Origin of the sequence: Devosia sp. (assembly GCF_041917035.1) — a bacterium.
In the GTDB taxonomy this organism is placed as follows: Bacteria; Pseudomonadota; Alphaproteobacteria; order Rhizobiales; family Devosiaceae; genus Devosia_A.
On record NZ_JAYRYM010000200.1, the window covers coordinates 1 to 6,753 of the forward strand.

The window sequence follows — 6,753 nt, forward strand, 5'->3', positions numbered from 1 at the left end:
AGGCGGGCGCCGCTGAGGCCCTTGCCGACATAGTCATTGGCCTCGCCGACGAGGTCGATCGAGATGCCGCGGGCGGCCCAGGCGCCAAAGGCCTGGCCGGCCGTACCGGTGAGCGAGACGGCAATGGTGTCTTCCGGCAACCCGGCATGGCCATAGCGTCTGGCGACGGCACCGCCGAGCATGGCACCGGCCGAGCGATCGACGCTGGTGATCGTCTCGACGATCCTGACCGGCGTGCCCTGCTCGAGGGCCGGCCGGGCCGCGGCGATCAGCCGGCGGTCGAGCACGGCGTCGATCGGATGGTGCTGCACCTCGGTATGCGCGATGGCCACGCCCGCGGCCGCGGACGGCTTGTGGAACAGCTTCGAGAAGTCGAGCCCCTTTGCCTTCCAGTGCGTGACGGCCTCGGTCTTGTCGAGCATCTGCATCTGCCCCACCATCTCGTCGAAGCGGCGATAGCCGAGCTCGGCCATCAGTTCGCGCACTTCCTCGGCGACGAAGAACAGGTAGTTGATGACGTGCTCGGGCTTGCCGGTGAAGCGGGCGCGCAGCACCGGATCCTGCGTGGCGACGCCGACCGGGCAGGTGTTGAGGTGGCACTTGCGCATCATCACGCAGCCGGCCGCGATCAGCGGCGCGGTGGCGAGGCCGAACTCGTCGGCGCCGAGCAGGGCGCCGATCACCACGTCGCGACCGGTGCGGATGCCGCCATCCACCTGCACCGCGATGCGGCCGCGGAGCTTGTTGCGCACCAGCGTCTGGTGGGTCTCGGCGAGGCCGATCTCCCATGGCGAGCCGGCATGCTTGAGCGAGGTCAGGGGGCTGGCGCCCGTTCCGCCCTCGTAGCCCGAGATGGTGACGTGATCGGCCCGCGCCTTGGCGACACCGGCCGCGACCGTGCCGACGCCGACTTCGGAGACGAGCTTGACCGAGACCTGGCCTTCCGGATTGACGTTCTTCAGATCGAAGATCAGCTGCGCCAGGTCCTCGATCGAGTAGATGTCATGGTGCGGCGGGGGCGAGATGAGGCCGACGCCGGGCGTCGAGTGGCGCACCTTGGCGATGGTCTCGTTGACCTTGTCGCCGGGCAGCTGACCGCCTTCGCCGGGCTTGGCCCCCTGCGCCATCTTGATCTGCATCATATCGGAGTTGACCAGATACTCCGTGGTCACCCCGAAGCGGCCCGAGGCCACCTGCTTGATGGCCGAGCGCTTGGAATCGCCGTTGGGGAGCGGCCTGAACCGATCCGGCTCCTCGCCGCCCTCGCCGGTGTTCGACTTGCCGCCGATCCGGTTCATGGCGATGGCGAGCGTGGTGTGGGCCTCGAGCGAGATCGAGCCATAGGACATGGCGCCGGTCGAGAAGCGCCGGACGATCTCGTTGGCCGGCTCGACGTCCTCGAGCGGCACCGGGCCGCGACCGTCCTCCTCGGCCTTCTTTAGCCGGAACAGAGAGCGGATGGTGACATAGCGGTCCTCGACCTCGTTCACGAGGCGCGCGAACTCGCGATACTTGTCGCGGGCATTGCCGCGCGCGGCGTGCTGCAGGCTGGAAACCGTCTCCGAACGCCACACATGCGCCTCGCCGCGCTGGCGGAAGGCGTAGTCGCCGCCGACATCGAGCGCATCCTCGAGAACCGGGGAGTTGCCGAACGCGTCGCGATGGCGCTGCACGGTCTCCTCGGCAATCTCCCTGAGGCCGACGCCCTCGATGGTGGTTGCGGTGCCGGTGAAGTAGGTCGCCACGAAGTCGGAACTGAGGCCAACCGCGTCGAAGATCTGCGCGCCGCAATAGGACTGGTAGGTCGAGATGCCCATCTTGGCGGTGACCTTGAGGATGCCCTTACCGATCGCCTTGATGTAGCGGTAGATGATCTCCTCTTCGTCCACCTCGGCCGGAAGATCCTTCTTCATGGCGATCAGGGTTTCGAAGGCGAGATAGGGGTTGATCGCCTCGGCGCCATAGCCGGCAAGCGCGCAGAAGTGATGTATCTCGCGGGCCTCGCCGGTTTCGACGACAAGGCCCACCGAGGTCCTGAGGCCCTTGCGGATGAGGTGATGATGGACACCGGCGGTGGCCAGCAGGGCGGGAATGGCGACCCGCTCGCGGCTCATCGCCCGGTCGGAGAGGATGATGATGTTGTCGCCCGAATGCACCGCCATCTCGGCATCGGAGAACAGCTGCTCGAGGGCCCGCGCCATGCCCTCGGCGCCCTCCGACACCGGATAGGTAATGTCCAGCGACTTGGAGCGGAACGGGTTGTCCTCCATGCCGCCGATGGCGCGGATCTTCTCGAGATCGGCATTGGTGAGGATCGGCTGACGCACTTCGAGGCGCTGCCGCCGGCCGCCGCCGCCAAGGTCGAGCACGTTCGGCCGCGGCCCGATGAAGGAGACGAGGCTCATCACCAGTTCCTCGCGGATCGAGTCGATGGGCGGGTTGGTGACCTGGGCGAAGTTCTGCTTGAAATAGGTGTAGAGCAGCCGCGACTTGTTGGAGAGCGCCGAGATCGGGGTGTCGGTCCCCATCGAGCCGACGGCCTCCTGGCCGGTCACCGCCATGGGCGGCAGGATCAGCTTGAGGTCTTCCTGGGTGTAGCCGAAGGCCTGCTGCCGATCGAGCAGCGGGATGTCGGACGTCTTGGGCTCGACGGCCACTTCCGGCAGGTCCTCGAGCACGATCTGGGTGCGCGCCAGCCACTGCCGGTAGGGCAGGGCGGTGGAAAGCTGATGCTTGATCTCCTCGTCCGAGACGATGCGGCCCTGCTTCAGATCGATGAGCAGCATCTTGCCCGGCTGCAGGCGCCACTTGGACTTGATCCGGCTTGCCGGAATCGGCAGCACGCCGGCCTCGGAGGCCATGATGACCTCGTCGTCCTCGGTGACGAAATAGCGGGCCGGCCGGAGGCCGTTCCGGTCCAGCGTCGCGCCGATATAGAGGCCGTCCGAGAAGCACATGGCGGCAGGGCCGTCCCAGGGCTCCATCAGGGCCGCGTGGTACTCGTAGAAGGCGCGGCGGTCCTCATCCATCAGCGGATTGCCGGCCCAGGCCTCGGGGATCAGCATCATGGCCGCATGCGGCAGCGAGTAGCCGCCGCGCATCAGGAACTCGAGCGCGTTGTCGAAGCAGGCCGTGTCGGACTGCCCGGGATAGGAGATGGGCCACAGCTTCTGGATGTCGGCGCCGAACAGCGGCGACTGCACCGAGGCCTGGCGGGCCGCCATCCAGTTGACGTTGCCGCGCACGGTGTTGATCTCGCCATTGTGGCAGACGAACCGGTAGGGGTGCGCCAGCCGCCAGGACGGGAAGGTATTGGTCGAGAACCGCTGGTGCACCAGCGCCAGGGCGGATTCGAAATCCGGCTCGTGCAGATCGCGATAGTAGGCGCCGAGCTGGAACGACAGGAACATGCCCTTGTAGACCAGCGTGCGGCAGCTCATCGAGACGATGTAGAAATCGTTCGGCTTGCCTTCGAAGGCGGAATAGATCTTGGCCGACATCACCTTGCGGATGATGTAGAGCTTGCGCTCGAACGCCTCCTCGTCGGCGATCCCGACGCCCCGGCCGATGATCACCTGGCGGTGATACGGCTCGGTGGCGACAATGTCGGGCGCCTTGGACAGCGAGGAATTGTCGGACGGGACGTCGCGCCAGCCGATCACCGTCTGGCCTTCGTCCTCGATCACCTTGTTGACCACGCGCTCCATCTTGAGACGCAGGTCCGCGTCCTGCGGCATGAAGATGAAGCCGACCGCGTACTCGCCGCGGGCCGGCAGCTGCCAGCCTTGCGCGGCCGCCTGCCGGGCAAAGAAGCGATGCGGGATCTGCACCATGATGCCGGCGCCGTCGCCCATCAGCGGATCGGCACCGACCGCGCCGCGATGCTCGAGGTTCTCGAGGATCTTGAGGCCGTTCTGGACGGTCTTCTGGCTGGGGATGTTCCTGAGGTTGACGATGAAGCCGACGCCACAGGCATCGTGCTCGCGCAGCGGATCGAAGAGACCCTCGGCGGCCGGGCGCACGACGCCCGCCGGCAGGTCTTTGCGCATGGCGGCGTCCGTGACGGGATGTGACATCTTTCCGTTCCGTGCTTCAGCCATGTGCAGTTCCTCGCGTTGGCAGTCTGGTCAATCCCCGGGACATCCGGGTATGCGGTTCCTTTCGACGCACCTTCGGGCCCCGATCGTACTTGCAGTGTACGGCTCGATACCGACGGCGCAATCATCTTGTGGGGAGCGGCTCTGCATCCAAATGGCCGCTCTTGCGGGCTCGATAAGGCCCCACCCCTCCGTTTCCGCTCTCGTCAAGCGGGCCAGCCGGATGGGCGTGTGAAACGCATCCGGGGAGACCGGCCGCTCACGTGAAATTGGACAGATGCACTGTCCTATCTCGATTACATTTGCATAATTCCAAACTGGCGGCAAGCGCTCAGCGGCACTTTTTTGTCCGGTGACCTGTAGGAAATCCGGTCAGCTATAGGAAAACTATAGGAAAGACGGCCCTTCCGCCTCTAGGGGCGGCAGGAAATCGGCTGGTCCGACGGCAACGGGACTATAGGAAACCGTCGCCGCAGCAAACAAGCGGCAAACAAGAAGGCGCCGGTCCGATGGACCGGCGCCCCGTTCCGGCTAGCGGAACTGCCCTTTGGGGGTCAGGGCAGGAGGACGGCGTCGATGACGTGGATCACGCCATTGTCGGCGCCGACATCGGCGGAAACCACCTTGGCGGAGTTCGAGAGCGCCACGGTGACGCCATTGGCGTCCTTGGTCACCTTGAGCATCACGGCCGGGTTGAGGGTGGCGACCTCGGTGGTGCCTTCGGCGATGTCGCCGGCCATCACCTTGGCGGCGACGACGTGGGCGGTCAGGATGGCGACGAGCTTGTCCTTGTTCTCGGGCTTCAGCAGGTCCTCGACGGTCCCGGCCGGGAGCGCGGCAAAGGCCTCGTCGGTCGGCGCGAAGACGGTGATGTTGGCGGTGGTGGCCAGCGCATCGGCAAGGCCGGCGGCCTGGGCGGCGGCGAGCAGGGTGCCGAACGAGCCGGCCGAGCTGGCGGTCTCGACGACGTTGGCTGCGCTCGCCGGCAGGACGGCGATGGGGGCAACGGCCAGCAGGGAGGCGACGGCAATGGCCTTGAGGAACTTCATGGGACGATCTCCGGTTTGAAACTCTGCGCTTTGGCAGATCGTTACTGCCAAGCTGACCGGATTTACGCGGCGTCCCGCGAGGCGGACTTGCCGTCGCGGTTGAACATTTCGTGCATGATCCGCCGGCCGCCGGCCTGCGTTCGACATCGATTCCGGCGGTGGCGGCGGGGCTTCGGGCCGGCCGATGCCGGAGCCGGTCAGTGGCGTTCCTTGGTGGTGTGGAACCGGATCGCCGGCCAGTCGCGTTCGGCGCGACCGAGCCACCACACCGACTGCGCCAGGTAGACCGGATCGCCGTACTTGTCCTCGGCCATCTCCAGCTTGTTGGTGGAGATGAAGCGCTCGAGTTCCTTGCGGTCGTCCGAACTGATCCAGCGGGCGAGTTCGAAGTTGATCTGCTCGAAGCTGATCGGCACGTGGTACTCGCTGTCGATGCGGGCCTGCAGCACCTCGAGCTGCAGCTGGCCGACGACGCCGACGATGTAGTCGGCCCCCACCATGCGGCGGAAGATCTGCGCCACGCCTTCCTCGGCGAGATCGGACAGCGCCTTGGCGAGCTGCTTGGCCTTCATCGGATCGGAGAGCCGGACGCGGCGGATGATCTCGGGGGCGAAGTTCGGGATGCCGGTGACCTTGACCTGCGCGCCCTCGGTCAGCGTGTCGCCGACGCTGAGCGCCCCGTGGTTGGGAATGCCGACGATGTCGCCGGCAACGGCTTCCTCGGCCAGCTCGCGGTCGTGACCGAAGAAGAACATCGGATTGGAGATCGCCATGTCCTTGCCGGTCCTAACGTTCCTCAGCCGCATGCCGCGCCTGAAGGTGCCCGAGCTCAGGCGGACGAAGGCGATGCGGTCGCGATGGTTCTGATCCATGTTGGCCTGGACCTTGAAGACGAAGCCGGTGACCCTGGGCTCATCGGGGCTGATCGGCGCCGGTTCGGCGGGCTGCGGCCGGGGCTCGGGAGCCCAGGTGCCGAGCGCCTCAAGCAGTTCGGGCACGGCGACGCTCTTCAGGGCGGAGCCGAACAGCACCGGGGTCAGGTGCCCGGCGCGGTAGGTGGCGAGATCGAACTCGGGGTAGCCGGCCCGCGCCAGGTCGAGCGTCTCGAGGCTGGCCCGGATCACCGGATCGCCGTTGAGGACCGGATCGGCAAGGAGATCGTCGATCGAGGCGAAGGTCTTCAGTTCGTCGCCGGTCGGGGAGAGGACGCGCCTGTGCACCAGATCGACGATGCCCTTGAAGTCGACGCCGCCGCCCAGGGGCCAGACCACGGGGGTGACGTCGAGCGCCAGCGTATCGGCGATCTCGTCGAGGATGACCAGCGGGTCCTTGCCCTCGCGATCGACCTTGTTGGCAAAGGTGATGATCGGGATGTCCCGCAGCCGGCAGACCTCGAACAGCTTCAGCGTCTGCGCCTCGATGCCCTTGGCGACGTCGATCACCATGACCGCCGCATCGACCGCGGTGAGCGTGCGATAGGTGTCTTCGGAGAAATCCGAGTGGCCCGGCGTGTCGAGCAGATTGAAGGTCAGCCCCTGGTGCTCGAAGGTCATCACCGAGGAGGTGATCGAGATGCCGCGCTGCCGCTCGATCTCCATCCAGTCGGA

Annotated in this window: 3 protein-coding genes; all 3 read right to left on the reverse strand. The window is 66.3% G+C overall.

Features of this window, described 5'->3' with window-relative positions; genetic code table 11:
• A partial coding sequence (gene gltB, locus ACE3TU_RS16870) for a glutamate synthase large subunit (RefSeq protein WP_374626268.1) occupies positions 1-4,076 on the reverse strand: 4,076 nt, incomplete at its 3' end.
• Positions 4,077-4,651: 575 nt separating this feature from the next.
• Complete coding sequence (locus tag ACE3TU_RS16875; RefSeq protein WP_374626270.1) at positions 4,652-5,146, reverse strand: fasciclin domain-containing protein; 495 nt, start codon at positions 5,144-5,146, stop codon at positions 4,652-4,654.
• 197 nt (positions 5,147-5,343) lie between these two features.
• On the reverse strand, positions 5,344-6,753 hold a 1,410-nt coding region (locus ACE3TU_RS16880), incomplete at its 5' end, for a peptide chain release factor 3 (protein WP_374626272.1).

Bases quoted from the DNA above. Each gene is read 5' to 3' on its own strand.
- ACE3TU_RS16875 (WP_374626270.1), bottom strand. From the start codon at position 5,146: ATGAAGTTCCTCAAGGCCATTGCCGTCGCCTCCCTGCTGGCCGTTGCC.